The 23,912-nt window shown below is 63.4% G+C and carries 28 protein-coding genes; 13 read left to right on the plus strand and 15 right to left on the minus strand.

Translation table 11 applies throughout. The features are described from left to right. Positions 1 to 43: 43 nt before the first annotated feature. Complete coding sequence (locus NLY42_RS12345; RefSeq protein WP_006200394.1) at positions 44 to 328, minus strand: integration host factor subunit beta; 285 nt, start codon at positions 326 to 328, stop codon at positions 44 to 46. A gap of 80 nt (positions 329 to 408) precedes the next feature. After that, positions 409 to 1,365, minus strand: a complete 957-nt coding sequence (sppA, locus tag NLY42_RS12350) for a signal peptide peptidase SppA (protein WP_023747044.1) — start codon at positions 1,363 to 1,365, stop codon at positions 409 to 411. Between the two features lie 295 nt (positions 1,366 to 1,660). Here sppA and lptC point away from each other — a divergent pair, with 295 nt between their 5' ends. The 6 genes from lptC (at position 1,661) to ptsN (ending at position 7,056) form a co-directional block, all read left to right on the plus strand. Next, entirely contained in the window at positions 1,661 to 2,374 is a 714-nt protein-coding gene (gene lptC, locus NLY42_RS12355) for an LPS export ABC transporter periplasmic protein LptC (protein WP_023751409.1), read from the plus strand. Further along, positions 2,361 to 2,945: an LptA/OstA family protein gene (locus NLY42_RS12360; protein WP_023683069.1), complete on the plus strand. Its 585-nt coding sequence runs from the start codon at positions 2,361 to 2,363 to the stop codon at positions 2,943 to 2,945. The genes lptC and NLY42_RS12360 overlap by 14 nt, the downstream gene beginning before the upstream one ends. Further along, positions 2,942 to 3,760 (plus strand): LPS export ABC transporter ATP-binding protein, encoded by an 819-nt coding sequence (gene lptB / locus NLY42_RS12365; RefSeq protein ID WP_023754265.1) that lies wholly within the window; start codon positions 2,942 to 2,944, stop codon positions 3,758 to 3,760. The genes NLY42_RS12360 and lptB overlap by 4 nt, the downstream gene beginning before the upstream one ends. Positions 3,761 to 3,973: 213 nt before the next feature. Then, positions 3,974 to 5,500 carry an RNA polymerase factor sigma-54 gene (gene rpoN, locus NLY42_RS12370; protein WP_023683070.1) on the plus strand — a complete coding sequence of 509 codons (1,527 nt, stop codon included), beginning with the start codon at positions 3,974 to 3,976 and terminating at the stop codon, positions 5,498 to 5,500. A gap of 398 nt (positions 5,501 to 5,898) precedes the next feature. Continuing rightward, complete coding sequence (gene hpf / locus NLY42_RS12375; RefSeq protein ID WP_023683071.1) at positions 5,899 to 6,483, plus strand: ribosome hibernation-promoting factor, HPF/YfiA family; 585 nt, start codon at positions 5,899 to 5,901, stop codon at positions 6,481 to 6,483. A 108-nt stretch (positions 6,484 to 6,591) separates the two neighbouring features. Continuing rightward, the gene (gene ptsN, locus NLY42_RS12380) at positions 6,592 to 7,056 is read left to right on the plus strand and encodes a PTS IIA-like nitrogen regulatory protein PtsN (RefSeq protein WP_023669743.1); all 465 of its coding nucleotides are present in this window, start codon (positions 6,592 to 6,594) and stop codon (positions 7,054 to 7,056) included. Positions 7,057 to 7,127: 71 nt separating this feature from the next. Here the strand turns inward: ptsN and NLY42_RS12385 are convergent, their stop codons facing one another. Beyond that, entirely contained in the window at positions 7,128 to 7,385 is a 258-nt protein-coding gene (locus NLY42_RS12385) for a BQ00720 family protein (protein ID WP_023683072.1), read from the minus strand. A 64-nt stretch (positions 7,386 to 7,449) separates the two neighbouring features. Next, a complete protein-coding gene (locus NLY42_RS12390) occupies positions 7,450 to 7,875 on the minus strand; it encodes an Hsp20 family protein (protein WP_023669741.1) in 426 nt (141 codons plus the stop codon). Between the two features lie 144 nt (positions 7,876 to 8,019). On the opposite strand from NLY42_RS12390, the gene NLY42_RS12395 reads away from it, so the two are divergent. Further along, a complete protein-coding gene (locus NLY42_RS12395) occupies positions 8,020 to 8,961 on the plus strand; it encodes a nucleoside hydrolase (protein WP_023712340.1) in 942 nt (313 codons plus the stop codon). 209 nt (positions 8,962 to 9,170) lie between these two features. Here NLY42_RS12395 and NLY42_RS12400 read toward each other — a convergent pair whose 3' ends face one another. From NLY42_RS12400 to NLY42_RS12420, 5 genes are all read right to left on the minus strand, one after another. After that, entirely contained in the window at positions 9,171 to 9,440 is a 270-nt protein-coding gene (locus NLY42_RS12400) for a hypothetical protein (RefSeq protein WP_245263515.1), read from the minus strand. Positions 9,441 to 9,587: 147 nt separating this feature from the next. Further along, positions 9,588 to 10,202 (minus strand): LysE family translocator, encoded by a 615-nt coding sequence (locus NLY42_RS12405; protein WP_023669737.1) that lies wholly within the window; start codon positions 10,200 to 10,202, stop codon positions 9,588 to 9,590. Between the two features lie 97 nt (positions 10,203 to 10,299). After that, the gene (locus NLY42_RS12410) at positions 10,300 to 11,760 is read right to left on the minus strand and encodes an amidase (RefSeq protein ID WP_031244705.1); all 1,461 of its coding nucleotides are present in this window, start codon (positions 11,758 to 11,760) and stop codon (positions 10,300 to 10,302) included. Further along, positions 11,757 to 12,665, minus strand: a complete 909-nt coding sequence (locus NLY42_RS12415; RefSeq protein WP_023714115.1) for a ribokinase — start codon at positions 12,663 to 12,665, stop codon at positions 11,757 to 11,759. Before NLY42_RS12415 ends, NLY42_RS12410 begins: the two co-directional genes overlap by 4 nt. 141 nt (positions 12,666 to 12,806) lie before the next feature. After that, complete coding sequence (locus tag NLY42_RS12420; protein ID WP_031244703.1) at positions 12,807 to 13,712, minus strand: methylated-DNA--[protein]-cysteine S-methyltransferase; 906 nt, start codon at positions 13,710 to 13,712, stop codon at positions 12,807 to 12,809. A 115-nt stretch (positions 13,713 to 13,827) separates the two neighbouring features. Here NLY42_RS12420 and NLY42_RS12425 point away from each other — a divergent pair, with 115 nt between their 5' ends. Further along, positions 13,828 to 14,643 carry a class I SAM-dependent methyltransferase gene (locus NLY42_RS12425; protein WP_023754269.1) on the plus strand — a complete coding sequence of 272 codons (816 nt, stop codon included), beginning with the start codon at positions 13,828 to 13,830 and terminating at the stop codon, positions 14,641 to 14,643. A 10-nt stretch (positions 14,644 to 14,653) separates the two neighbouring features. On the opposite strand, the gene NLY42_RS12430 is transcribed toward NLY42_RS12425, so the two are convergent. Then, a complete protein-coding gene (locus NLY42_RS12430; RefSeq protein WP_023669732.1) occupies positions 14,654 to 15,148 on the minus strand; it encodes a DUF2244 domain-containing protein in 495 nt (164 codons plus the stop codon). A gap of 22 nt (positions 15,149 to 15,170) precedes the next feature. On the opposite strand from NLY42_RS12430, the gene nth reads away from it, so the two are divergent. Further along, positions 15,171 to 16,004, plus strand: coding sequence for an endonuclease III (nth, locus tag NLY42_RS12435; protein ID WP_023683078.1), 834 nt, complete (start codon positions 15,171 to 15,173; stop codon positions 16,002 to 16,004). On the opposite strand, the gene NLY42_RS12440 is transcribed toward nth, so the two are convergent. The 4 genes from NLY42_RS12440 to NLY42_RS12455 form a co-directional block, all read right to left on the minus strand. Further along, on the minus strand, positions 15,964 to 17,472 hold the full coding sequence (locus tag NLY42_RS12440) for a tripartite tricarboxylate transporter permease (protein ID WP_023683079.1): 1,509 nt from the start codon (positions 17,470 to 17,472) through the stop codon (positions 15,964 to 15,966). The genes nth and NLY42_RS12440 overlap by 41 nt on opposite strands. A gap of 9 nt (positions 17,473 to 17,481) precedes the next feature. Further along, entirely contained in the window at positions 17,482 to 17,955 is a 474-nt protein-coding gene (locus tag NLY42_RS12445) for a tripartite tricarboxylate transporter TctB family protein (RefSeq protein WP_023735113.1), read from the minus strand. Positions 17,956 to 18,053: 98 nt separating this feature from the next. After that, complete coding sequence (locus NLY42_RS12450; protein ID WP_023683081.1) at positions 18,054 to 19,031, minus strand: tripartite tricarboxylate transporter substrate-binding protein; 978 nt, start codon at positions 19,029 to 19,031, stop codon at positions 18,054 to 18,056. Positions 19,032 to 19,210: 179 nt separating this feature from the next. Beyond that, entirely contained in the window at positions 19,211 to 19,666 is a 456-nt protein-coding gene (locus NLY42_RS12455; RefSeq protein ID WP_023735112.1) for a DUF2214 family protein, read from the minus strand. A 141-nt stretch (positions 19,667 to 19,807) separates the two neighbouring features. Between NLY42_RS12455 and NLY42_RS12460 the strand changes: the two genes are divergently transcribed. The 3 genes from NLY42_RS12460 to NLY42_RS12470 all read left to right on the plus strand — a co-directional run bounded on the left by NLY42_RS12460 (position 19,808) and on the right by NLY42_RS12470 (position 21,941). Beyond that, a complete protein-coding gene (locus NLY42_RS12460; protein ID WP_023683083.1) occupies positions 19,808 to 20,038 on the plus strand; it encodes a YdeI/OmpD-associated family protein in 231 nt (76 codons plus the stop codon). A 142-nt stretch (positions 20,039 to 20,180) separates the two neighbouring features. Next, entirely contained in the window at positions 20,181 to 20,720 is a 540-nt protein-coding gene (locus NLY42_RS12465) for a GNAT family N-acetyltransferase (protein ID WP_023683084.1), read from the plus strand. 120 nt (positions 20,721 to 20,840) lie between these two features. Continuing rightward, on the plus strand, positions 20,841 to 21,941 hold the full coding sequence (locus NLY42_RS12470; protein ID WP_023754270.1) for an OmpA family protein: 1,101 nt from the start codon (positions 20,841 to 20,843) through the stop codon (positions 21,939 to 21,941). On the opposite strand, the gene NLY42_RS12475 is transcribed toward NLY42_RS12470, so the two are convergent. Continuing rightward, positions 21,928 to 22,701, minus strand: coding sequence for an IclR family transcriptional regulator (locus NLY42_RS12475; RefSeq protein ID WP_023683085.1), 774 nt, complete (start codon positions 22,699 to 22,701; stop codon positions 21,928 to 21,930). The two genes, NLY42_RS12470 and NLY42_RS12475, sit on opposite strands and share 14 nt — an antisense overlap. 206 nt (positions 22,702 to 22,907) lie before the next feature. Between NLY42_RS12475 and NLY42_RS12480 the strand changes: the two genes are divergently transcribed. Then, positions 22,908 to 23,885 carry a Bug family tripartite tricarboxylate transporter substrate binding protein gene (locus NLY42_RS12480; protein WP_023726470.1) on the plus strand — a complete coding sequence of 326 codons (978 nt, stop codon included), beginning with the start codon at positions 22,908 to 22,910 and terminating at the stop codon, positions 23,883 to 23,885. Positions 23,886 to 23,912 lie beyond the last annotated feature (27 nt).

The following is a 23,912-nucleotide window of genomic DNA, read 5'->3' on the forward strand; positions in this document are numbered from 1 at the left end:
CTGGAGAAGGCAGGCCTTGATAAGGTCGGCGCGTGGTCCGCGCCTACTTGCCGCCATTCAGCCTTTCACGCAATTCCTTTCCGGTCTTGAAGAACGGCACCCACTTCTCCTCGACCTCGACGGATTCGCCGGTGCGCGGGTTGCGGCCGGTGCGGGCAGGGCGATTCTTCACCGAAAAAGCGCCGAAGCCGCGCAACTCGACCCGATTGCCTTCCGCTAGGGCATCGGTGATCTCGTCGAAGATCGCTCCCACGATGTTTTCGACGTCGCGCAGGAAAAGATGCGGGTTGCGCGTGGCAATGATCTGCACAAGCTCGGATTTGATCATCAGAAAGGTCCCCGTGAAAGCGCTGCGGTCAAATTATCAGGATGATTTTATTTGCTTTTTTACTCGCCCCAACCGGCAGATCAAGGGTGCCAGACGGAAACGAGACCGTCAAGAAACAAGCGATCCGCGCCAATTTCGTGAAGCACGTCGCCGCCGGCCTCCGACATGCCGAGCGCGCTGCCGACGCTGCGCGCTATTGCTTTCGAGAACAGGAAGCCGCCACGCCGCTCGGTGTCCTTCCATTCCACCACCTTGAGCTTGGCGTCGACACCCTTGGTCGCCAGCCAGTCGATCGCCACGCTCTCGCCGCCGACAGCGTCGATCAGACCGTTGGCAAGGCCCTGGCGGCCGGTGAAGATCGAGCCGTCGGCAAGGGCCAGTGCCTGATCGCGGGTCATTTTGCGGCGCTCGGCGACGATGCCGACGAACCAGTCATAGCTGTCGAGGATGAGCTTGCGGACCATGGCTCGCTCGTCTTCATTGGTCGGCTTGAAGGGCGAGGGCGATGCCTTCAGCGGCGAGGATTTCACTTCCTCGAGCTTGATGCCGACCTTGTCCATCAGACCGCTGACATCGGGATACTGGATGAGCACACCGATCGAGCCGACGATCGACGTCTTGCGGGCAACGATATGGTCGCTGGCACTGGCGATCATGTAGCCGGCCGATGCGGCCAGCGTGCCGACCTCGGCCACCACCGGCTTGTCGGCGGCAAGCTTGCGCACCTCCTCGTAGATCGATTCGCCGCCGACCGTGGTGCCGCCGGGCGAATCGATCGCCAGGATGACGCCCTTGACCTGCGAGGATGTGCGGATGGTTTCCAGCCGCTTGATCAGTTCCTCGTCCTCGGTGATGGTGCCTTCGATCCTGACCTTGGCGATGTGGTCGACGGAAGAACCGCCGAGGTCGCCCCCATAGAACCAGCTTGCAAGCGCAATCACCCCAAGGGCCACGATGGCAATGGCGGCACCGCGCCAGAAGGTCAGCTTGCGCCGCAAGCGGCGGCGGTCGATCAGGTCGTCGGCTCTCAGTGCCATGGTCTGCCTCACAGTCGGTGGGAAGCGATGCTTTTAAAGCAAGCGTCCGCGCCCGGCTACCTCTTCCTCAAGAGCCTGCGACGAAGCGACCTTCACGACGGAGGCATTTCAGGAAAAAATGACGCGGCGCGTTCGTTTCTGCTATGAAGTGACGAAATTGTGTCGCCTGAGTTCCGTCTGTAAAACAGCGGCCGTCACATTTTTGCGGCTTTCCTCCGCTTGTGCTTGCTTGCGGGGGCCGGCAACCCACCTATAGCAGGTGTTTTGGCGGACAAGGGTTTATTAGAAGTCAGTCATGCTTGCGCGATCGAACGAACCGACCAATGCCGATGCGGCCTTGGCGCCCACGGCGCCAGCGGGCACGCGCGGCGACGCCTTCGACCGCGCCCAGCGCCACTCGCGCCGCGTGCGCGTGCTTAAGTTTGCCGTGCCGGTGCTTGCCGCCGGGATCGCGGTTGCGTTTCCGGTCTATTCCTATCTGGCGGCGCCGATCAACATTTCGATACAGGCAGACGGCACCGCTTTCGCGGATGGCAAGCTGGTGATGGCCAATCCGAAGCTCAACGGCTTCACCAAGGACAAGCTGCCCTATTCGCTGACGGCCTTGCGCGCCATCCAGGATGTCGGCAAGCAGGACATCATCGAACTCGAAGGCATCCATGCCAAATTGCCGCTGACGGCCGACAATGTGGCGACCGTCGACGCCAAGCGCGGGATCTACAACAGAAACGCCAACACGATGGACATGACCAGCGACGTTACCGTCACCACCACCGACGGCGTCGCTGCCATCTTCAAATCGGTCTTCCTCGATATGGGCAAAGGCTCTATGAAGACAGGTGATGCGGTCGATGTCAGCCGTAACGGCTCGCGGATCACCGCGGGTTCAATGTCGGTCGAAGACAATGGCAAGGTCATCGTTTTCGAGAAAAAGGTAAGCGTTCACATCGATCCGGCCACTATGAAGGCGGCAGAGGCAAAGAGCGGAGAAACGAATGCGTCCCAGTAATTCGGCACGGCTTGTCGCCGCAGCTTCGGCCTTGCTGTTGCTGGGTATGGCGCCGTCCTGGGCTCAGTCCAGCGCCAGCAGCCAGTCCGGGCTCAAACTGTCGGGCGACCAGCCGATCCAGATCGAGAGCGACAAACTTGAGGTCCGCCAGGCCGACAGCATGGCGCTGTTCAGCGGCAACGTCACCGTCACGCAAGGGCCAACGCTGCTCAAGGCCGGCAGCATGGAGGTCTACTACGTCAAGGACCCCAACGCCGCCAAAGGTGCTGCCGCCGGCGCTTCGGCGATGACCGGTTCGGCCAATATCGACCATCTGGTGGTCAAGAACAAAGTCTACATCAAGTCGAATGACCAGATCGCCACCGGCGACAACGCCACGTTCGACATGAAGACGCAGGTGCTTGTTCTGTCGGGCAAGGAGGTCGTCTTGTCCCAAGGACCCAACGTCCTCAAGGGCTGCAAGCTCACCGTGCAGATGAAAAGCGGCCTTGCTCAGGTCGATGGCTGCGGCGGGCGCGTCATCATGTCGATGACGCCGCCACCGAAATCCGAGGCCCCGAAGCCCGAATGACTGGCGTGTCTTCGCTGCTGACCCGCCTTCCGGGACGGGCGGCCAGTAAACTTGCAGCACCGGCCACAGTCACCGTTGATTCCTCGAAGTTCAAGGGCACCCTGATCGCCAAGGGTCTGACCAAGAGCTACAAGGGCCGCAAGGTGGTCAGCGGTGTCACCATCGGCGTGCGCGCCGGCGAGGCTGTCGGGCTGCTCGGGCCGAACGGCGCCGGCAAGACCACCTGTTTCTACATGGTCACCGGCTTGGTGCCGGTCGATGAGGGCACGATCGAGATCGACGGTTTCGACGTCACCTCGATGCCGATGTACCGCCGCGCCCGCCTCGGCATCGGCTATTTGCCGCAGGAAGCCTCGATCTTCCGCGGCCTGAATGTCGAGCAGAACATCCGCGCCGTGCTCGAAGTGGTTGAGAAGGACCGCAAGGTGCGCGAGCGCAATCTCGACGAACTGCTCGAGGAATTTCACATCAGCCATCTGCGCAAGTCGCCGTCCATGTCGCTGTCGGGTGGCGAGCGGCGGCGTCTTGAGATCGCCCGCGCTTTGGCGACGCGCCCGGCCTACATGCTGCTCGACGAGCCGTTCGCCGGCATCGACCCGATTGCCGTCGCCGACATCCAGCAGCTGGTTCGTCATCTAACGGCGCGCGGCATCGGCGTGCTGATTACCGACCACAATGTGCGCGAAACGCTCGGCCTCATCGACCGCGCCTACATCATCCATGCCGGCCAGGTGCTGACTCATGGCCGTGCCGACGAGGTGGTGGCGAACTCCGATGTGCGCCGGCTCTACCTCGGCGAAGGTTTCACGCTCTGAGCGTGAAATTTGTTTCCTGACGTGATTTTTGCCGCCCCGCCGGGCTTTTTTCTCCGATTTTGCGTGAGATAATGCTTCGGTAGGGCCTTTTGCCATCGTTCGCCTTGACAAGCAAAAGCCGGGCCAGTTTCTATGGAAGGTCGGAAAAATTCATTTTCCGGCAGCTTCTGATGTGTAGGCTTCCGGGTGCAGAAGGGCGTTTGAAACCGAACCATGGCGTTGGCGGCGAAACTACAGCTACGACAATCCCAGTCGCTGGTGATGACGCCGCAGCTGATGCAGTCGATCAGGCTGTTGCAGCTCACCCATGTCGAGCTCGACCACTTCATCGACGACGAGATCGAGCGCAATCCGCTGCTGGAGCGCGCCGAGCCCCAGGATGACGCCGCAAGCGACCAGGTGCAGAAGGGCGATGCCGCTCCTGAGCCTGCCGCCGATGGCGACTGGTTCGAAAACGAGACGGCGTGGAGCGCCGAAGCGATCTCCGACAAGCTCGACAGCTCGCTGGAAAATCTGTTCCCCGACGATCCCGGCACCAGCGAGCGGCTCGGCCCGGACCTGACGGCGCAGTGGAAGTCGGCCACCGGCAATAGTTCGTCCGGTTCTTCCGAAGGCTTCGATGTCGGCGACATGGCAGCCGCGGCGATCACGCTGCGCCAGCATGTTGGCGAGCAGATCGCGCTTGCCTTTGCCGATCCGGCCGCAAGGCTGATCGCAGCCGAACTGGCCGACGGCCTGGACGAGGCCGGCTATCTGCGCGCCGATCCCGCCGAGATCGCCAAACGGCTCGGCGCCGATCAGGCGATGGTGGCCAATGTGCTGGCAGCCTGCCACACATTCGAGCCGGTCGGCCTGTTTGCGCGCGACCTTGCCGAATGCCTGTCGCTGCAGCTTGCCATGCGCGATCGTCTCGATCCGGCGATGAAGACGCTGATCGGCAACCTAGAACTCCTGGCGCGGCGCGATTTCCAGACGCTGAAGCGGCTTTGCGGGGTCGACGAGGAGGATCTCCTCGACATGCTGGCTGAAATCCGCGCGCTCGACCCGCGCCCGGGCATGGCGTTTTCGGGCGGCGCCAGCGACGCCATCGTCGCCGATGTCGAAGTCCGCGCCGCCAATGACGGTAGCTGGACGGTCGAGCTCAATGCCGAGACGCTGCCGCGCGTGCTTGTCGATCACATCTATTTCGCCCAGGTCTCGCCGCATGCGAAGAATCAGGCGGAGAAGGATTTCCTGGCCGAATGCCTGCAGAATGCCAACTGGCTGACGCGCAGTCTCGACCAGCGGGCAAAGACGATCCTGAAAGTGGCGTCGGAAATCGTGCGCCAGCAGGACGCTTTTCTCGTCCATGGCGTGCGCCAGCTCAGGCCGCTCAACCTGCGCACGGTGGCCGATGCCATCGGCATGCATGAATCGACCGTCAGCCGGGTGACGGCCAACAAATACATGCTGACGCCGCGTGGCGTGTTCGAGCTGCGTTATTTCTTCACGGCTTCGATCGCGGCGTCGGGCGGCGGTGATGCGCATTCCTCGGAAGCGGTGCGCGACCGCATCAAGCAGCTGATCGACGAGGAAAAGCCCGCCGATGTGCTGTCCGATGACGCAATCGTCGACATGTTGAAGGAAAGCGGCGTCGATATTGCCCGGCGCACGGTGGCCAAGTACCGGGAGGGTATGAATATTCCCTCGTCGGTGCAGCGGCGGCGTGAAAAGCGCGCTCTGGCGAGCGCGGGGCGCTAGCTCTGCTTGCCCGACAAGGGCTTTTGCTATGGCTGGATTCCACAACTTTCCGACCTTAAAGCGCATCGCGCTGAAACGGATTCATACGACGCGCTTTAAGTCTTTGTTTTGATGCATGTCGTTGTCCCAGAACCGCAGCGCACTTCTGGGCGACATGCATTAATTGACAAGCTGCAATGAAGTGTCTAGAAGCCCGCCCGCATGAGACGGGCTCGCGGCCCGCATGCGGATGGTCCGTCACGACGAAGGCCACGGGACGGCCAAGAAGGCGGATTGTGATCAACCGGAAAGTTCGGATCTAAAATCGGCGCGAGTTGACGCCGCAAAGCTTGTGCGCACGGATCACGAGTATAAACTCTGGCCAGTTTGAAGCCTGAGCAAGGAAGGTCAGTTTTCAGATGAAATTGCGCATATCGGGTAAACACATGGATATCGGCGATGCGTTGCGTACGCGCATTACCGATCGTGTCGGCGAGGCGATTGGAAAATATTTCGATCGCGGTTTTTCAGGGCACGTCACGGTCATCAAATCGGGGTCGCGTTATTCGGCCGATTGCATGATCAGGCTGGATTCCGGCGCTTCGCTGCAGGCAACCGGCGATTCCCAGGATCCGACACTTGCCTTCGAGGCGGCCGCGGACCGCCTCGAAACCAGGCTGCGGCGCTACAAACGCCGTCTGAAATCGCACAATTCAGGCACTGGAAATGGTGAAATCACCGACATCGCCTATACGGTGATGGCGCCGCTGACCGATGACGATGAGGACATTCCGGAGGACTACGCCCCGGCCATCGTCGCCGAATCAACCATGACGCTGCAGACCATGTCGGTGGCGTCGGCGGTTATCGAACTCGACACCAAGGACAGCCCGGTTTTCGTCTTCCGCAACGCCGGAAACGACCACCTCAACATCGTCTATCGGCGGCCGGACGGAAATATCGGCTGGATCGACCCGTCGACGACCAAAGTCGCACAGGCGTGACGACAACGACAATGGTCGCACAGGTGACGACAATGGTCGCACAGGGATAATAGCCAGCCGCGCGAGGGGCGAGGACTGGCGACGGCAGGCGAATAAGGGATTTCAAATATGGATCTGAGCGATCTTCTCAACGTTCCGGCGATCTTGCCGGCGTTGAAGGCGAACTCCAAAAAGCAGCTTCTGCAGTTGCTGTCCGAGAGAGCGGCGGCGATTTCCGGCATTCCGGAGCGCGAAGTGTTCGACACCATCCTGCAGCGCGAACGGCTGGGCTCCACCGGCGTCGGCAACGGCATCGCCATTCCGCACGGCAAGCTCGCCGGGGTGAAGCGCATCGCCGGCGTCTTTGCCCGTCTGGAGACGCCGGTCGATTTCGAGGCCTTGGATGACCAGCCGGTCGATCTGGTGTTTTTGCTGCTGGCCCCGGAAGGCGCCGGCGCCGATCACCTCAAGGCACTGTCGCGCATCGCCAGGGTTTTGCGCGACGCCGACACGGTGGCCAAGATCAGAGGCACGCGCGACGCGGTCGCCATCCACGCACTGCTTTCGGACACGCAGGCCTCGCACGCCGCCTGAAGTTCTTCGGATTTAAGTCTTCCAGGGGCCGCCGAAGGCGGCCCTCTCCATTTCAACCGCCAGCAGTCGCCTTAGTGAATGGCGACAGTGGTCAGGTCGTTTTCCATGGCGCCGGCCAAAGCCCGGTCTTTCGCATCCGAAAGCAGGATCGGCTGGCCGTTGGCGGCAAACAGGGCCCACAGGACCATACCAGGCGCTATTTCGCCGAGGTTGGGGAAGCGCCCGAGCAGCTCGTCGCTCGAGACCTTGCGGAGATAAGCGACCGAGCCTTCGCCGAGATGGGCGAATTCGCCGCTGGTCATGGTGATGGTTTCGTCAGTTCTGGTCATTTCAAGCCTCCTTGGCGCGAGGACGCCGCTCAAGGCCATCCCGCATGAGAGCCATCGGTAAAGATCAGTCTTTCACCGATATATTTATTTTCCGTACCAGCCGTTCGGTATCCGGCCGATCGAGATCGATCGACAAAAGGCCGTTCTTCAGTTCCGCTGCGATCACCCGCATGCCGTCGGCCAGCACGAAACAGCGCTGGAACTGGCGCGCGGCGATGCCGCGGTGGAGGAATTCGCGCTCGGTGTCGTCGGTTTGACGGCCGCGCACGACCAGCTGGTTTTCCTCCGTGGTGACATCGAGATCGCTTTCGGCGAAACCCGCGACAGCCAGCGTAATGCGCAGCCTTTCGGCCTTGCCGTCGGCACCGCTGAGGCGCTCGATGTTGTAGGGAGGATAGCTGTCACCGGATTTCGCCAGTCGTTCCAGGGTCTTTTCCATGGCATCGAAACCAAGGAGAAGCGGGCTGGAGAAGGGCGTCATTCGGCTCATGTTACACTGTCCTCTTTGGAGCGACATAAACTGGAAAAACCCGGATGGCATTTTTCCCGATGGTCTTGATATGGTCCGCGCCGCGGCCAAGTTCAAGCCGCCGAACACCCCCGCCAAAAAGACTCCCCCGCATAAGGAAATGAAATGCCCCAGACCCGCAAGATCATCATCGACACGGATCCCGGCCAGGACGATGCCGTCGCCATATTGCTGGCGCTCGGCAGCGCCGAGCTGGAGATCGTCGGCATCTCTGCTGTTGCCGGCAACGTGCCGCTGAAATTGACCGAAAAGAACGCCAGGAAAATCTGCGAACTGGCGGGACGGCCCGACATCAAGGTCTATGCAGGCGCCATCCGCCCGTTGGCGCGCGAACTGGTCACCGCCGAGGAAGTGCATGGCAAGACCGGCCTCAACGGCCCGCAACTGCCAGATCCGAAGATGAAGCTGCAGGGCCAGTATGCGGTCGACTTCATCGTCGAGACGCTGATGAAGGAAGAGGCCGGCACGATCACCCTGTGCGCGCTCGGCCCGCTCACCAATGCCGCGCTGGCGCTGATCCGTGAGCCGAAGATCGCGCCGCGCATCAAGGAAATCGTACTGATGGGCGGCGGTTTCTTCGAAGGCGGCAATGTCACGCCGACCGCAGAATTCAACATCTATGTCGATCCGCAAGCCGCCGACCTGGTGTTCAAATCCGGCATTCCGATCGTCATGATGCCGCTCGACGTCACCCACAAGGCGCTGACCACGGCCAAGCGCACGCAGGCCATCCGCCAGCTCGGCACCAGGGTCGGCACCGCGACGGCCGAGATGCTGGAGTTCTTCGAGCGCTTCGACGAGGAGAAATACGGCACCGATGGCGGCCCGCTGCACGACCCCTGCGTCATCGCCTATCTGTTGAAGCCGGAGCTGTTCAAGGGCCGCAACTGCAACGTCACCGTGGAAACCACCTCCGAACTCACTATGGGCATGACCGTGATCGACTGGTGGGGCGTGACCAAGCGGCCGAAGAACGCCATGGTGATGCGCGACATCGACCATGACGCCTTTTTCGCGCTGCTGGTGGAGCGGTTGGCTCGGCTTTAGCTCTGTCTTTCCTTTCTCCCCATTGTGGGTTCCGAAGGGACGGGGCGAGACAAGTGGCTCGCCCCCGGGCGGTGTCGCCGAAGGCGACGGATGTGGGGTGTTCCAGGGAACGCCCACGTCTCACTCCGCTGGAACACCCCTCATCCGTCTCGGCGCTATCGCGCCGATCCACCTTCTCCCACAGGGGAGAAGGAAGGCGCCGCCGCCGTTCACTTTGCAAATCGATAGAAGACCATTCCATTCTCGCGCGTGACGCGCTCCAATCTTGCCGGCGCGCCGATCAGATGCGGGAGGTCGTCTTCGACAAGAATGGACGAACCGGTTTCGAGTGCAACCAGATAAAGCGTGCGGCCGTTGTCTGAATGGGTACTTTTGACCGTTGCGTCGATTGGCTCGACCGACCGGGGGCTCGCATCATTCGTCCATTTGTAGAGAGCCGAAGGAACCATCACCGCAAACAGGACGACGATCAGGATCACGCCGGGCGCGTCCCTTTTTATGCCAGCGTAAGTCCATGACATCGACGTGAATCCCCCACGCCGATTCATGTGGTGGCGTAAAGGCAGACTTTCAATCAGCCTTTCTATTCCGGCTCATACTGCATCGGGGATACCCGTTGGCGGTCGTCACTTCGCCTTGGAAAACGCCAGCCACAGGCCGCCGCCGACCAGAAAGCTGCCGCTGATCCTGGACATCAGCTTGATGCGGCTGGCCGAGAGCAGGCGGCCGGCGCGGCTGGCGGCGAGCGCGTAGGTCGAGTCCGAGACGGCGGCAAAGATCATCGCGGTAAGGCCCATGACGACGATCTGCAGGGTGTAATTGCCCTGCGGGGCGATGAATTGCGGGAAGAAGGCGCCGAAGAACACCAGGGTCTTGGGGTTGCTCAGCGCCACGAGCAGGCCCTGCAGGAAGAAGCCGCCGCGCGGCTTTCTCGCGGTGCCGTCGGCATTCAGCGCGCCCTTGGAACGGAACATCTGCACCCCCATCCAGATCAGATAGGCGGCGCCGATCAGGCGTACCCATTCGAACCAGTGGCCCATGCCCGATATCAGCGTGTTGAGGCCGATGCCGACGATGGCGATCATCACGGCGAGCCCAGCCTGCGTGCCGGCGACATTGGCAAGGCCGGCGCGGTAGCCATGGCGGATGCTGTTGGCGATGATCAGCGTGACAGTCGGACCGGGCACCAGGATGATGACGATGCAGGCAAGGACATAGGCAGCGTAGAGTTCCAGCGACATGGGGATTTCCTCGAGGATGCGCTTAGGCGGCTGGCTGCAATCAATGCATGGCGGCGGGGCTGGTGCAAGCCGGTCGCAGACCGTGCCGCCCCTCGCGTCAGGACGCCCCAGCCTGCCAAGGCAAGGTCGCCTCATAGGCCGCTCCGGCCCTGAGCACGGCGAGGTCGCCGCGCGGCCGGCCGATCAGCTGCATGCCCAAGGGGCGGCCTTTGTCGTCGAAGCCGACGGGCACGTTGAGCGCCGGACAGCCGCCGAGCGTGGCGAAGGCCGAAACCTGCATCCAGCGATGGTAGCTGTCCATCGTCCGTCCGGCGACCTCACTTGGCCAATGCGTGCCGACTTTGAAAGGAAAGACCTGCGCCGTCGGCAGCGCGATGAGATCGAAGTGCTCGAACAGCGACAGCAGCGTCCGGTGCCAGGAGGTGCGGATGACCGAGGCCGCGCGGATCTGCGGCGCCGTCAGCCGCATGGCGTTCTCCACCTCCCAGACGGCTTCCGGCTTCAGCAGGGCGCGCTTGTGCGGGTCGTCATAATGGACTTTCAGCGCCGAGCCGCTGCTCGCCTGCCGCAGCGTCACGAAGGCTTGCCACAGTGCCTCGAAATCGAAATCCGGCAGCAAGGGCTCGGTCAGGAAGGATGCCTCCGCGAAGCGGCCGAGTGCGGCCTCGCACAGATCGAGGATGCCAGGCTCTACCGGCAGGTGACCGCCGAGATCACCGAGCCAGCCGACGCGGCCGCCGCTTGCCGGCGTTGCCAGCCCTTCGAGGAATGAACCAGGCTTTTCCCAGGACAAGGGCGCATGCGGATGGTAGCCCGCCTGCACGTCGAGCAGCAGCGCCATGTCGCTGATGCTGCGGCCCATCGGCCCGTCTATGCCCATCTGAGCATGAAAGACTTCCAGGTCCGGCCCTCCGGGGACAAGGCCCTGCGACGGGCGGAAGCCATAGACATTGTTCCACGCCGCCGGATTGCGCAGCGAGCCGCCGAAATCGCTGCCGTCGGCGACCGGAACCATGTCGAGTGCAAGGGCGACCGCAGCGCCGCCGCTCGACCCGCCTGCGGTGAGCGCCGGATCGAAGGCGTTCAGCGTCGGGCCGAACACGTTGTTGTAGGTGTTGGATCCCAGCCCGAATTCGGGAACATTGGTCTTGCCGATGATGATGGCGCCGGCCTTGCGGATGCGCTCGACGAAGAAATCATCCTCCTGCGGCACGAAATCGGCGAAGATCGGCGAGCCGAAACTGGTCCTCAAGCCGCGCGTCATGGCGAGGTCTTTTATCGCCATCGGCAGGCCGAACAGCGAGCCGGCCGGCCCGCCTTGCGCTAGATGCGCGTCCGCCGCGTCGGCTTCGCGCAGGATGTCGGAGCGCTCGCGCAACGAGACGATGGCGTTGACCAGCGGGTTTACCGCGTCGATGCGGTCGAGGAATGCGGCGACCAACTCGCGCACGGACAGGCGGCGCAGCCGGATCGCCTCGGCCAGGTCGACAGCGGACATCCGGCAGATGTCGCCGGCGGGGGGCACGGCGTGCTTCGTTGCGGGGCGCAGGGCTGTCATCCGGCGTTGTTGCGCAGGGCGGTGTCGACATCCGCCGCCAGCGGGATGGCCGGCTGGGCGCCGGGCTTCAGGCAGGCGAGCGAGCCGGCGGCTGCGGCGCGAGTGAGAGCCTGCTCCAGCGGCAGGTTGGACGCCAGCCCGGCAGCGAGATAACCGCAAAAAGTATCGCCGGCCCCGACCGTGTCGACCGGCGTGATTTTCAGCGCCGGCACGGTCAGGAAATCCTCCGGGGTCGCCGCCAGCACGCCGTCGCCGCCGAGCGTGACGACGATGGTGCGGCCGGTTTTGCCGGCGAAGTCGCGCATGCGCGCCGGGCGGTCGCGGCCTTTCAGCGACAGCGCCTCGCCGTAAAGGTCGAATTCGGTTTCGTTGGCGACGGCGTAGTCGGCCTTGCCGAGCAACGCTGCCGCCTCGCTACGGAACGGCGCGGTGTTGAGCACGGTGACCGCGGCGGCGGCGCGTGCGGCGTCGAGCGCTGCATCGACAGTCTGTAACGGGATCTCGTGCTGCAGCAGGACGACGTCGCCCTTCGCAAGGAAAGCCTTGGCGAGATCGCCGGGCAGCACCGAATCATTGGCGCCCGGCACCACGGCGATGACATTCTCGCCATCGGCGCCGACGAGGATCAGCGCCGTGCCGGTGGAGGCGAAGCTCTGGCCGACGCCGGAGAGATCGACCTTGCCGGCCACGAGCAAAGCGAGGGCTTCGGTTGCGAAATTGTCCTTGCCGACGGCGCCGACCATGCGCACCTTGGCGCCGGCGCGCGCCGCAGCCAGCGCCTGGTTGGCGCCCTTGCCGCCGGGCGCGGTGGTGAAGCCGGAGCCGCGGACCGTCTCGCCCGGCGAAGGCAGGCGGTCGACATTGGCGATAAGGTCGAGGTTGATCGAGCCGACAACGATGATCAAGAAAGCCTCCTGCGGAATGCGCGGGAAGCTAACCTGTAAGCCGGCGGCTTGCCAGAGCGTGCGGATGTTTTGCGCCGGGAGCTCGCAAAAAGAAAAACACCGGCGAAGGGATTTCGCCGGTGTTGTTTGATGCGGGCAGCTTCAGGACGCGGTCTGGCCCGCTTCCCAACCGAGGATAGCGCGTTTGCGGGTCAGGCCCCAGTGGTAGCCGGTGAGTGCGCCGGACTTGCCCAGCGCCCGATGGCAAGGGACGACGAAGGACAATGGGTTGGCGCCGACCGCCGCCCCCACCGCCCGGCTGGCGTTTGGCGCGCCGATCCTGGAGGCGATCGAAGAATAAGTGCAGGCCTTGCCCATCGGGATCCTGAGCAGCGCGTCCCAGACGCGCAGCTGGAAGTCGGAGCCGATCATCACCACGCGCAGCGGCTGGTCGGCGCGCCACAATGTCGGATCGAAGATGCGCGCCGCATAGGGCTGGGTGGCGCTCATGTCCTCGACATAGGTGGCGTTCGGCCAGCGGCCCGACATGTCGGCGAAAGCCGCCCGCTCGCCGCCCGGATCGTTGAAGGCGAGCCCCGCAAGGCCACGGTCGGTGACCATGATCAGGGCGATGCCGAAGGGCGAGATGTGGTAGCCGTAGCGGATGGTCAGGCCGGCGCCGCGCGTCTTGTAGTCGCCCGGCGACATCGCCTCGTGGGTGACGAACAAATCGTGCAGCCGGCCGGGGCCGGACATGCCGAGTTCGAACGATGTTTCGAGGAGCGGCATGCCGGAATCGAGCAGTTTGCGGGCATGGTCGAGGGTGACCGCCTGCAGGAAGGCTTTTGGCGACAGGCCGGCCCAGCGGGTGAACAGTTTTTGCAGGCCCGTGGGTGTCTCGCCGACATCGGCTGCCAGGGCTTCCAGCGAGGGCTGGTCGCGATAGTCGAGGCTGATCTTCTCGATGGCGCGGCGTACGACCTCGTAGTCGCTGCCCTTGGGGGTGATGTCGTGCTGCAGGATCGCTGTCGGTTTCATCTGCGTATTCATGGTCATCTGGGCGTTCATGGCAATATCTCCTTGACCGCGAATATCGGTCTTTCCGCCCCTTGCAACCACCCGAAACTTGCCTTGTTGCCGCCTGTTCCCAGATAAATACTGGATTGCGCCCCGGGAGATGCCAATGGCCGGCGAAAGGGTGAATCTGAGCGGAGCAAGGGAGACCTTGCTGATGACGCTTTATGGCAAGGCACTGGAAAGCCGGCTGCCGCATTCGCTGCTCGGGGATCGCTTCGCCGACGAGGCCGTGCGCAAGATCGACTATGATTTCTCGCGCCTCAAGGTCGACACCAATCTCGGCATCGGCCTGGCGATCCGGGCCAAGACGTATGATGTCCGCGTTCAGGACTTCATCGCCAGAAATCCCGGCGCCATCGTGGTGCATCTCGGCTGCGGGCTCGATACGCGCATTTTCCGTGTCGATCCACCCGAAGGCGTGGAGTGGTTCGATGTCGATTTTCCGGATGTCATCGCGCTCCGGCGCAAGCTTTACCCGTCCCGGGACCATTACCACCTCGTCGGCTCTTCGGTAACCGACCCGGACTGGCTGGCAGAAGTGCCGCGCAATCGTCCGGCCGTCGTGGTGATGGAGGGGTTGACGCCTTATCTCCCGGTAGAGGAGGGGCCACGGCTGCTGTCACGCCTTGTCGCGCATCTTGCCGGCGGCGAGCTGATGTTCCACGCCTACAGCCACTTCGGCCTGAAGATGCTGCGCCTCAATCCGACCATCAGGGCGACGGGCGCCGAGGTTCACTGGGCGATCGACGACCTACAGGAACTGGAGCGTGCCGTTCCGAAGCTGCGCTTTGTCGACGATATCTCGGCCTACAGCGCGGAACGCACAGCGCACATGAGCTGGTCCGCAAAACTGTTCATCGGGCTCTGGAGACACATTCCCGCATTGCGCAAGGTCGGCAGGATTTTACGCTACCGGTTCTGACGCGCCGACTCTAACGCGTCCTGGCTTTTGTCAGAGCACGTGAAAATGCAGTGGCAAAACTCTCGCGGGAGTCAGGGTCCAGGAATGACCCGATCGGCACATTCTGTCCTTGTGCTTCCACCGTCATCCTGGTGATGCCGATCTCGGCATGGCGAGCGACGGAAAAGCGCGCCCAGAACGGGTTGAAGCGATGCGCTTCCGACTTTCCCGAGGGCGCCGTCTTGCGGATGTCGAGGCTGGTGCGCGACACCGACACTTCCTCGCGGGCACGGGCGGCACGATAGTTGGCGCGGAAGGCGATGTAGACGGCGATGACGTCGAGGCCGAAGAAGCCGAACACCGGCCAGGCGCCGCGCGACAGGAAAAACGCCCCGGTCACCACCCAGCCGAACAGCAGCGCGCCCATCAGCACGGCAAAGCCGGTGCGGCCCAGCGAGCGGTGCGGTGTCAGCAGCGCCTGGAAGAATGGCTCGTCGGCCTGAAACGAGGCGTTTGTGTCGCTCATCCCAGGATATTATAGGAGGGAAATGGCCAGCCCCAAGTCCAAAAATCTTTCCCTATCCAAAAGTGAACTGCCGCCCGGGCGGCGCGACGGCTCGAATGCCAAGCCGCGACCGCGGCCGGCGCGGCTCCGTTCGCTCTACAGCGCCGCCGAGGTGCATGAGATCTTCCGGCGGTTTTCGGTGCAGCGGCCCGAGCCGAAGGGCGAGCTCGAGCACGTCAACGCCTTCACGCTGCTGGTGGCCGTGGTGCTGTCGGCGCAGGCGACCGATGCCGGCGTCAACAAGGCGACGCGGGCGTTGTTCAAGGTCGCCGACACACCTGAAAAGATGCTGGCGCTGGGCGGAGCCAGGGTTGGCGAGTACATCCGCACCATCGGACTCTGGCGCAACAAGGCCAAGAATGTCGTGGCGCTCTCGGAGGCGCTGATACGCGATTACGGCGGCGAGGTGCCCAGCGAGCGCGATGAGTTGGTCAAGCTGCCGGGGGTCGGGCGCAAGACCGCCAATGTCGTGCTCAACATGGCGTTCGGCCAGCACACGATGGCGGTCGACACCCATATTTTCCGCATCGGCAACCGCCTCGGCCTGGCGCCAGGCAAGACGCCCGAACAGGTCGAGCAAGGGCTGCTGCGGATCATCCCGGACGAGTATATGCGCCATGCGCATCACTGGCTGATCCTGCATGGCCGCTATGTCTGCAAGGCGCGCAAGCCCGATTGCCCGGCCTGCGTCATCGCCGATCTCTGCAAGGCCGAGGTGAAGACGACAGACGTGCCGGCGCCGCTCGTGGAAATCGCGGCGCCCGGCGTCCCGACAACTAGCTTTCCTCCACGAACACCTCTTCGCGCTTCTTCTTGACCGACGGCAGGAAGACGACGACGAGCACGGCCAGTGCGACGAGCAGCAGGCCGGCGCTGATCGGCCGCGTCACGAAGGTCGAGGGGTCGCCGCGCGACAGGATCATGGCGCGGCGCAGGTTTTCCTCGAGCAGCGGGCCGAGCACGAAGCCGAGCAGCAGGGGTGCGGGTTCGCAGCGCAGCTTGGTCAGGATGTAGCCGAGCAGGCCGAAGAATGCGACCGCGTAGAGATCGAAGGCGTTGGTGTTGACGCTGTAAACGCCGATCGAGCAGAACGCCATGATGATCGGGAAGAGCACATAATAGGGGATCGTCAGCAGCTTCACCCACAGCCCGATCAGCGGCAGGTTCAGCACGATCAGCATCAGATTGCCGATCCACATCGAGGCGATGATGCCCCAGAACAGCGCCGGCTGCTCGATCGCGACATTGGGGCCGGGCACGATGCCCTGGATTATCATGGCGCCGATCATCAGCGCCATGACCGGATTGGCCGGAATGCCCAGCGTCAGCATCGGAATGAAGGAGGTCTGGGCGCCGGCATTGTTGGCCGATTCCGGTCCGGCGACGCCGGCGATGGCGCCCTTGCCGAACTCCTCCGGGTGTTTCGACACGCGCTTTTCGACCGTGTAGGAGGCAAAGGCGGCAAGCACCGCGCCGCCGCCGGGCAGGATGCCGAGCGCCGAACCGATGATCGTGCCGCGCACGATGGGTGCTGCCATCGCCTTGAAGTCGTCGCGGGTCGGCATCAGGCCGGAGACTTTTTTGATCATCACCGAGCGCTCGTGCTCGTTTTCGAGATTGCGCAGGATCTCGGCGACGCCGAAGACGCCGACCGCCACCGCCACGAAGTTCAGCCCGTCGGCATATTCGCGGATGCCGAGCGTGAAGCGCGGCGTGCCGGTGTAGATGTCGGTGCCGACAATGCCGAGCAGCAGGCCGAGCACGACCATCGCCAGCGCCTTGACGATCGAGCCATGGGCGAGCGCGATGGACGAGACGAGGCCGACGATCATCAGCGAAAAATATTCGGCCGCGCCGAATTGCAGGGCTATTGCCGTCAGCGGCGGGGCAAAGACGGCGACCAGGAAGGTCGACACCGTGCCGGCGAAGAACGAGCCGATCGCGGCAATCGCCAGAGCCGCCCCGGCGCGACCGTTCCTGGCCATCTGGTAGCCGTCGATGGCGGTCACGGCCGAGGAGGATTCGCCGGGCATGTTGATGAGAATGGCGGTGGTCGAACCGCCATACTGGGCGCCGTAGTAGATGCCGGCCAGCATGATGAGGGACGAGACCGGGTCGCCGATCTGGAAGGTGATCGGCAGCAGCATGGCGATGGTTGCGGTGGCGCCGATGCCGGGCAGGACGCCGATCAGCGTGCCGAGCAGAACGCCGATGAGGCAAAAACCCAGATTGGCCGGCGTGGTGGCCGTCGAAAAGCCGAGTTCGAGGTTCCTGAGGAGGTCCATCTCAGCGCCTCACAATGCCAGCCATTGGGGCAACCAGGGGCCGAAGCGCTGGAATGGCAGCCCGAGCGCGTAGCTGAAGACCAGCACCGAAAACAGCGTCAGGCCGGCCGACAGCAGAAGTGCCGTCAGCGGCTTCATGCGGGCGCCGGCAAAAGAGGCGATCAGCGCCGTCAGGAAGATCGACGGGACGAAGCCGAGGCCGCGCACGGTCATGCCGAAAAAGATCGGCGCCGGCAGGATGAAGAGCATGCCGCGCCAGGCAATGGGGCCGATCGGCTCGCCCTCGACGCGCACCGCCTGGACGAGGATGATGGCGCCGAGCACGATCAGCACGATCGCCAGCACCAGCGGGAAATAGCCCGGTCCCATGCGGAAGGCGGTGCCGATTTCGAGGCCGAGCGATTGTATCGCGAAAAAGGCGCCGAAAAAGATGAACAGCGCGGCGCACAGGCCGTTTGCCCTGTCGATGGCGAAAGGTTTCATGGCGGTCCTCCCCTGACCCTTGCAACGGGCTTGCCGTTGCAAATGTGAAAACGGACGTCGAAGCGAAAACGGGGCGCCGGCAGCGCCCCGTTCAAGCCTCAGTCGGCGTATTGGCCGGCGGCTTCGATGATCGGCTTCCAGCGCATGATCTCGCCTTCCAGCTTGGCCTTCAGCGCTGCCGGCGTCGCGTCGGCCTCGGACGACGGCTTGGTGCCGAGTTCGGCGAAGCGGGCGATGACGTTGGGGTCCTTCAGCGCGACCTGGAGCGATTTCGACAGTCGGCCGGTGATCTCGGCCGGCGTGCCCTTCGGCGCATAGAGGCCGTGCCAGATGCCGACCTGCACCGCGGGCAGGCCGGCTTCGATGGTCGTCGGCACGTCCTTCAGCACGTCGAGGCGCTCCGGCGTGGTGACGGCATAGGCCTTGATCGTGCCGCCCTGGATCTGCTTGGTGGTGTTGGTGGTCTGGTCGCACATAATGTCGACCTGGCCGCCGAGAAGGTCGGTCATGGCCGGACCGGTGCCCTTGTAGGGCACGGTGACCAGCGGCGTGCCGATGGCGCTCATGAACAGCATGCCGCACAGATGCGAGGCAGCGCCGATGCCGGCATTGGCGACGGTGATGGTGTCCTTGTTGGTCTTGGCGTATTCGACCAGCCCTTTCAGGTCGGCCGGCTCCAGGTCCTTGCGGGCGACGATGGCCATCGGCACCTCGGTGACGAGGCCGACATACTCGAAGGCGTTCAGCGTGTCGTAGGCGAGTTTTCTGTAGAGGGTCGCGCTGGTCGCCATGCCGATGTGATGGAGGAGCAGCGTGTAGCCATCCGGGTCGGCGTTGGCGACGCGGCCGGCGCCCAGCGTGCCGCCGGCGCCGCCGACATTTTCGACGATGATCTGCTGGCCGAGATCCTTCGACATGGCTTCGGCGACGAGCCGCGTAACCGTGTCGGTCGGACCGCCGGCCGCAAACGGCACGACGACGGTGATGGTGCGCTCGGGATAGGTCTGTGCGCTGGCGGTGAACGAATAAAGCGTGACGGCCGCGGCGGCGGCCAGGGCGGCTACAATTTTCCTCATCGTAATTCTCCTCCCAGGATATCAATCTCCGATCGCTGTGCAGGTCAGGCAGCGAGGGTGCAACAAAGGCAAGCTAACAGATTGTCGCCTGACGCAAACTGCAAAATACAGTCGTGCGCAACCATGGCGATCAGTGGGGAGTATGCCCGGAGGAGATGGGGTTTCGTGTTGGCGTTGCTTCAATAACCGTAGCCGCGCGCCATCGCCGCCGCGAAGATCGGGATCAGCAGGAAGATGAAGGCTTCCGCGCGCACATAGGTCTTCACCGAGGCGAGTTCCGCAACCGGCACCTGAAAGCCGGGATTTGCACTGGCTTGCCGGTTCCAGGAGATGAAGCGGATGGTCGGGATGATCGACAGCAGGCCAACGATGCCGAATGCCGCCATCTTGGCCCAGAACACCCAGTTGTAGACGTAGAATTCCCAGCCCTTCAGGCCGTAGATGACGCGGCAGATGCCGATGATGATGATCAGCATGGCGATGATGCCATAATGGCGGTCGATGCCGGCAAGCCGCTTGAGCGTGGCGGCGGAGAGGTCGCCGCGGATCAGGACAAATTCGGCGCCGATGATGCCGGCCAGCGACAACACCAGCAGATGATGGAAAATGGCAAGCACGAGATCGGTGGTGTCCATGGCGTTCTCCTCCCATTGGCGGTATCGAGACCGGCCCTTGCCGGACCGGTTGCGAAAGGTAGCATCGTTCGGCAGAATTCCCAGAGGCGGACCTGGGTTGGACCATCGGCGTCGCCATCCTGACAGCTGGGGTTTTCTGAAATGACCGGACTGAAGCGCGCCCTGAACCCGATGCCGGACGACATCCGCATCGCCCTGACCGAAAAAGGACTGACAGCGGCCTACGAGGCGCGGCCGGACTACCAGAAGAACGACTATCTCGGCTGGGTCGCCCGCGCCAAACGCAGCGACACCAGGCAGAAGCGGCTCGACCAGATGCTGGACGAATTGCGGCGCGGTGGGCTCTACATGAAGATGGTCTGGCACGGCTGAAAGTAAGCCGACGCTGTTCGCTTCGACCGCCTGGTCGCGCCAGGCCGTTCGGAAGCTTCCCTGGCTGAATGATGATCCGGCTTGGCCCTTGTCCGGGCGCGCTGGTTTGCTAAGCGCTGACCGTCAACGGAGGCAGAGTTTCATGGGCAGTCCAAAAACAGCCGGCGTCCCGGTTCTCGAAACGGAACGGACCATCATGCGGGCGCACCGGATCGAAGATTTCGACGACTATGCCGTCATGTGGGCCGACCCCGTCACCACCCGTTTCATCGGCGGCAAGCCGCGGACGCGGGAGGAAAGCTGGATGCGGTTCCTGCGGCATGCCGGCCTGTGGTCGCTGCTCGGCTACGGCTTCTGGGCGGTCGAGGACAAGGCCAGCGGTCGCTTCATCGGCGAGGCCGGATTCCACGATCTGAAGCGGGACATCGAGCCGTCGCTCGAGGGCATTCCGGAAGCCGGCTGGGCGCTGGCGCCGCAAGCGCATGGCAAGGGTCTTGCCAGCGAAGTCGTCAGAAGGGCCCTGGCCTGGGGCGACGACACCTTTGCCGGCGCGAGAACCGTCTGCATCATCGATCCGGAAAACACCGGTTCGTTGAACGTTGCGGCAAAGTGCGGCTACACCAAGGTCCTGGAAACCACCTATCACGACGGGCTGACGATCCTGCTCGAACGGCGGGTGTGAAGCGCTTCATCGACGCAATTTCCACGTTCTGCCAGGGTTGGCTATTCTAATCTAGCTACGCAATTCCTGTGGGAAAACCGCTCACACTTTTCCTGGAATTGCTCTTTGGGGGAGCCGACCATGCGTGCGATCAATGCGATATTTCTGAAGCTTTTCTGGGCGGGGCTGCTGCTGCTGGCGGCCGTGCAACTGGCGGGCGCCGATGCGACGGTGCCGACCGCCGACATCGAGGGCGGTGCCGACAATCATCTGGCCAAGCGCTACGAGGGGTCGTTCATCGTCTCCTACGAAAAATTCGCCTATACCGATTTTACAGTGCCGCTGTCGCCGCTGAAGCCGAGCGCCGATCCGGAGGCCCGTGACACGATGAACAACCGTGTGTTCGCGCCGGACAAGAAGGCTGAGGTCGAAGGCGCGCTGACCCGCATCGCCTATGTGCTGCCGGCCGAGCGCTCCCCGCTCGAAGTGCTGCGCAACTACCAGGATGTGATCGCGGCCGCCGGCGGCGAAGTCCTGTTCGAATGCAAGAAGGAAGAGTGCGGCGGCGCCGCCGACCGGTCGTCGAGCGGTGGCGGCGGCGACATGAGCCTGATGATGTATTTCTTCCATGAAAGCGACGTCAAGGACGCGGCCTTTTCCAATGGCGCCTGTGCGGTAACCACCGGTATCAACGACCAGCGCTTCTTCGCTGCCAAGGTGCCGCAGGATGGCGGCGACGCCTATGTCACGGTTCAGGCCTATTCGCTGATCGACGACCTCTACTGCAAGGAACTCAACGGCCGCACCATCGCCGTCGTTCAGGTGCTGGAGCCCAAGGCGCGCGACAAGAAGATGGTGGTGGTCGAAGCGGCCAAGATGGCGGAATCGCTGTCGGCCACCGGCTCCATCTCGCTCTACGGCATCTTCTTCGACACCGACAAGGCCGACATCAAGCCGGAATCGGAACCGACGCTGAAGGAGATCTCGACGCTTCTGACCAACGAGCCCGGCATGGCGGTGATCGTCGTCGGTCATACCGACAACCAGGGCGCCTTCGACTACAATATCGATCTGTCGTCGCGGCGGGCGCAGTCGGTAAAGGCGGCGCTGGTCTCGAAATACGGCATCGATGGCGGCCGGCTGACCGCCGCCGGCGCCGGCATGATGGCGCCTGTCGCCAGCAATGATGACGAAACCGGCCGCGCCAAGAACCGCCGCGTGGTGCTGGTCAAGGCGAACTGAGGCCGATCACGGTTTCAGCGCCGGCTAGGCGCGCTGCCTGCTCCAGCATCGAGGCATCCTCGCCGAAGGCGCGGGTGGCGCGAGCGGCGGCCTCCAGCAGGTCCGGTGTCATGCGGCGCAGGAACGCCGTATCGACGCGTGTCGACGGGCCGGCGAGCGTCAAGGCGCCGAGCAGAACGCGGCCCGGTCCGAACACCGGCACCGAGACGCCCGCCGTCTCAGGGTCGCGGTCGCCGATCGACAGATAGTGGCAGGCCTTGCGGATGGTCTCGTATGGTTCGCCCGGCTGGCCTGAAAACGCTGCCAGCACGCGGCCGCCCGAGCCGGTGAGCAACGGCAGCAGGTCGCCTTCCCGGATCGTGTAGCGGATAGGATGCTTGGATTCGACGCGGTAGAGACAGGTGCGGGCGTCGCCCGAGCGGACATAGAACGCCACGCTTTCCCAACTGCGTTCGGCAAGATCACGCATGATCGGCAGCAGGATGTCGACCGCCACGACCGAGCGCTGGTAAAGCGCGCCAAGCCGAAAGGTGGCGGGTCCGATGCGGTAGCGGCCATCGTCGAGCCGCTCTAGCAACTGCCCGCGCAGCAATGAGTTCGCCAGCCTCAAAATGGTGCTTTTGTAGAGCCCGGTGCGCGCCGCGATCTCGGCCAGGCTGAGCGAGCGGTCGGCGGTCGCGAACGCGTCGAGAATGGCGATCGCGCGGTCGAGCGCGGCAACACCATCGGCCGGCAACGGCTGGGATCGCGCTTCGGTCATCTCACGAACAGTTTCATTCCAGTTTACCTGCTCGGACAAAGGCCGGCCGAAGCGATTGTGCCGCACATCCATGGTTCTGTCTAGTAGAACAGCGTTCCTGTTGACAGAACGTACCGAAATCGGCATGAATTTTTGCCGAGCGGGTCTGTTTTCAGGCTACGTTTCTGGCAGGCACCGGAGGAGGTGTCGTGATTTGGAGGAATCCCATGCTGAACAGACGCAGATTTTTGATGAGCACCGCGGCCGCAGGCGCTGCCGGATTCGTTGCAACGCATTTGACGCCCGCCCTCGGTCAGGATGCACCGCAGATCCAGATCTTCGTGCCGGCCGCGCCCGGCGGCGGCTGGGACCAGACGGGGCGCACCATCGACCAGGTGCTGCGCAGTGAAAAACTGATCTCCGGCTCGCAGATCACCAATGTCGGCGGCGCCGGCGGTACTGTCGGCCTGCCGCAGTTCATCAGCCAGTGGAAGGGCAAGGGCAATTCGCTGATGGTGGCCGGCATGGTCATGGTCGGCGCCATCATCGCCAACAAATCGGCCAACAACCTCTCCGAAGTGACGCCCATCGCTCGCCTCACCGGCGAGTTCGAGGCGCTGGTGGTGCCGGCGGATTCGCCGTTCAAGACGGCCGGCGATTTCGTCGCCGCTCTCAAAGCGGATCCGACCAAGGTTCCGGTGGCCGGCGGCTCGGCCGGTGGCTCCGACCACATCCTGTTCGGGCTGATCGCCAAGACGGTCGGCGTTCCGGCAACCAACCTCTCCTATGTGCCTTTCGCCGGCGGCGGCGAGGCGCTGTCGGCGCTGCTCGGCAACCAGGTGGCGGCCGGCATTTCCGGCTTCGGCGAGTTCTCCGAGCAGGTCAAGGCGGGCGCGCTTCGGCTGTTGGCGATCTCCGCCGACAAGCGCCAGGACGGCATCGACGCACCGACGATGAAGGAAGCCGGCATCGACGTCGAACTGTTCAACTGGCGCGGCGTATTCGCACCGCCAGGCGTCTCCGACGCCGACAAGGCGGCGATGGTCACGATGATCGAGACCATGGCCAAGAGCGATGCCTGGGCAGCCGAATGCAAGAACCGCAACTGGACCCCCATCCTTCTGACCGGCGACGATTATGCGAAATTCCTCGTCGACGACACCGCCCGCATCACCGCGATCCTCAAGGATCTCGGCCTCGCCTGATGTCTTCAGGGGCGGCCACGGCCGCCC

Origin of the sequence: Mesorhizobium sp. C372A (genome assembly GCF_030323245.1) — a bacterium.
GTDB lineage: Bacteria > Pseudomonadota > Alphaproteobacteria > Rhizobiales > Rhizobiaceae > Mesorhizobium.

Excerpts from the sequence above, each read along its gene's own strand:
- NLY42_RS12385 (WP_023683072.1), bottom strand. The coding sequence starts at position 7,385 with ATGACCAGAACTGACGAAACCATCACCATGACCAGCGGCGAATTCGCC.
- NLY42_RS12345 (WP_006200394.1), bottom strand. The coding sequence starts at position 328 with ATGATCAAATCCGAGCTTGTGCAGATCATTGCCACGCGCAACCCGCAT.
- ptsN (WP_023669743.1), top strand. The coding sequence starts at position 6,592 with ATGGATCTGAGCGATCTTCTCAACGTTCCGGCGATCTTGCCGGCGTTG.
- NLY42_RS12475 (WP_023683085.1), bottom strand. The coding sequence starts at position 22,701 with ATGACCGAAGCGCGATCCCAGCCGTTGCCGGCCGATGGTGTTGCCGCG.
- NLY42_RS12410 (WP_031244705.1), bottom strand. The coding sequence starts at position 11,760 with ATGACAGCCCTGCGCCCCGCAACGAAGCACGCCGTGCCCCCCGCCGGC.
- NLY42_RS12465 (WP_023683084.1), top strand. The coding sequence starts at position 20,181 with ATGGGCAGTCCAAAAACAGCCGGCGTCCCGGTTCTCGAAACGGAACGG.
- NLY42_RS12395 (WP_023712340.1), top strand. The coding sequence starts at position 8,020 with ATGCCCCAGACCCGCAAGATCATCATCGACACGGATCCCGGCCAGGAC.
- lptC (WP_023751409.1), top strand. The coding sequence starts at position 1,661 with ATGCTTGCGCGATCGAACGAACCGACCAATGCCGATGCGGCCTTGGCG.
- NLY42_RS12390 (WP_023669741.1), bottom strand. The coding sequence starts at position 7,875 with ATGAGCCGAATGACGCCCTTCTCCAGCCCGCTTCTCCTTGGTTTCGAT.
- NLY42_RS12420 (WP_031244703.1), bottom strand. The coding sequence starts at position 13,712 with ATGAACGCCCAGATGACCATGAATACGCAGATGAAACCGACAGCGATC.
- NLY42_RS12425 (WP_023754269.1), top strand. The coding sequence starts at position 13,828 with ATGGCCGGCGAAAGGGTGAATCTGAGCGGAGCAAGGGAGACCTTGCTG.
- NLY42_RS12470 (WP_023754270.1), top strand. The coding sequence starts at position 20,841 with ATGCGTGCGATCAATGCGATATTTCTGAAGCTTTTCTGGGCGGGGCTG.
- NLY42_RS12460 (WP_023683083.1), top strand. The coding sequence starts at position 19,808 with ATGACCGGACTGAAGCGCGCCCTGAACCCGATGCCGGACGACATCCGC.
- NLY42_RS12405 (WP_023669737.1), bottom strand. The coding sequence starts at position 10,202 with ATGTCGCTGGAACTCTACGCTGCCTATGTCCTTGCCTGCATCGTCATC.
- hpf (WP_023683071.1), top strand. The coding sequence starts at position 5,899 with ATGAAATTGCGCATATCGGGTAAACACATGGATATCGGCGATGCGTTG.
- NLY42_RS12445 (WP_023735113.1), bottom strand. The coding sequence starts at position 17,955 with ATGAAACCTTTCGCCATCGACAGGGCAAACGGCCTGTGCGCCGCGCTG.
- NLY42_RS12430 (WP_023669732.1), bottom strand. The coding sequence starts at position 15,148 with ATGAGCGACACAAACGCCTCGTTTCAGGCCGACGAGCCATTCTTCCAG.
- nth (WP_023683078.1), top strand. The coding sequence starts at position 15,171 with ATGGCCAGCCCCAAGTCCAAAAATCTTTCCCTATCCAAAAGTGAACTG.
- rpoN (WP_023683070.1), top strand. The coding sequence starts at position 3,974 with ATGGCGTTGGCGGCGAAACTACAGCTACGACAATCCCAGTCGCTGGTG.
- sppA (WP_023747044.1), bottom strand. The coding sequence starts at position 1,365 with ATGGCACTGAGAGCCGACGACCTGATCGACCGCCGCCGCTTGCGGCGC.
- NLY42_RS12480 (WP_023726470.1), top strand. The coding sequence starts at position 22,908 with ATGCTGAACAGACGCAGATTTTTGATGAGCACCGCGGCCGCAGGCGCT.
- lptB (WP_023754265.1), top strand. The coding sequence starts at position 2,942 with ATGACTGGCGTGTCTTCGCTGCTGACCCGCCTTCCGGGACGGGCGGCC.
- NLY42_RS12450 (WP_023683081.1), bottom strand. The coding sequence starts at position 19,031 with ATGAGGAAAATTGTAGCCGCCCTGGCCGCCGCCGCGGCCGTCACGCTT.
- NLY42_RS12440 (WP_023683079.1), bottom strand. The coding sequence starts at position 17,472 with ATGGACCTCCTCAGGAACCTCGAACTCGGCTTTTCGACGGCCACCACG.
- NLY42_RS12360 (WP_023683069.1), top strand. The coding sequence starts at position 2,361 with ATGCGTCCCAGTAATTCGGCACGGCTTGTCGCCGCAGCTTCGGCCTTG.
- NLY42_RS12455 (WP_023735112.1), bottom strand. The coding sequence starts at position 19,666 with ATGGACACCACCGATCTCGTGCTTGCCATTTTCCATCATCTGCTGGTG.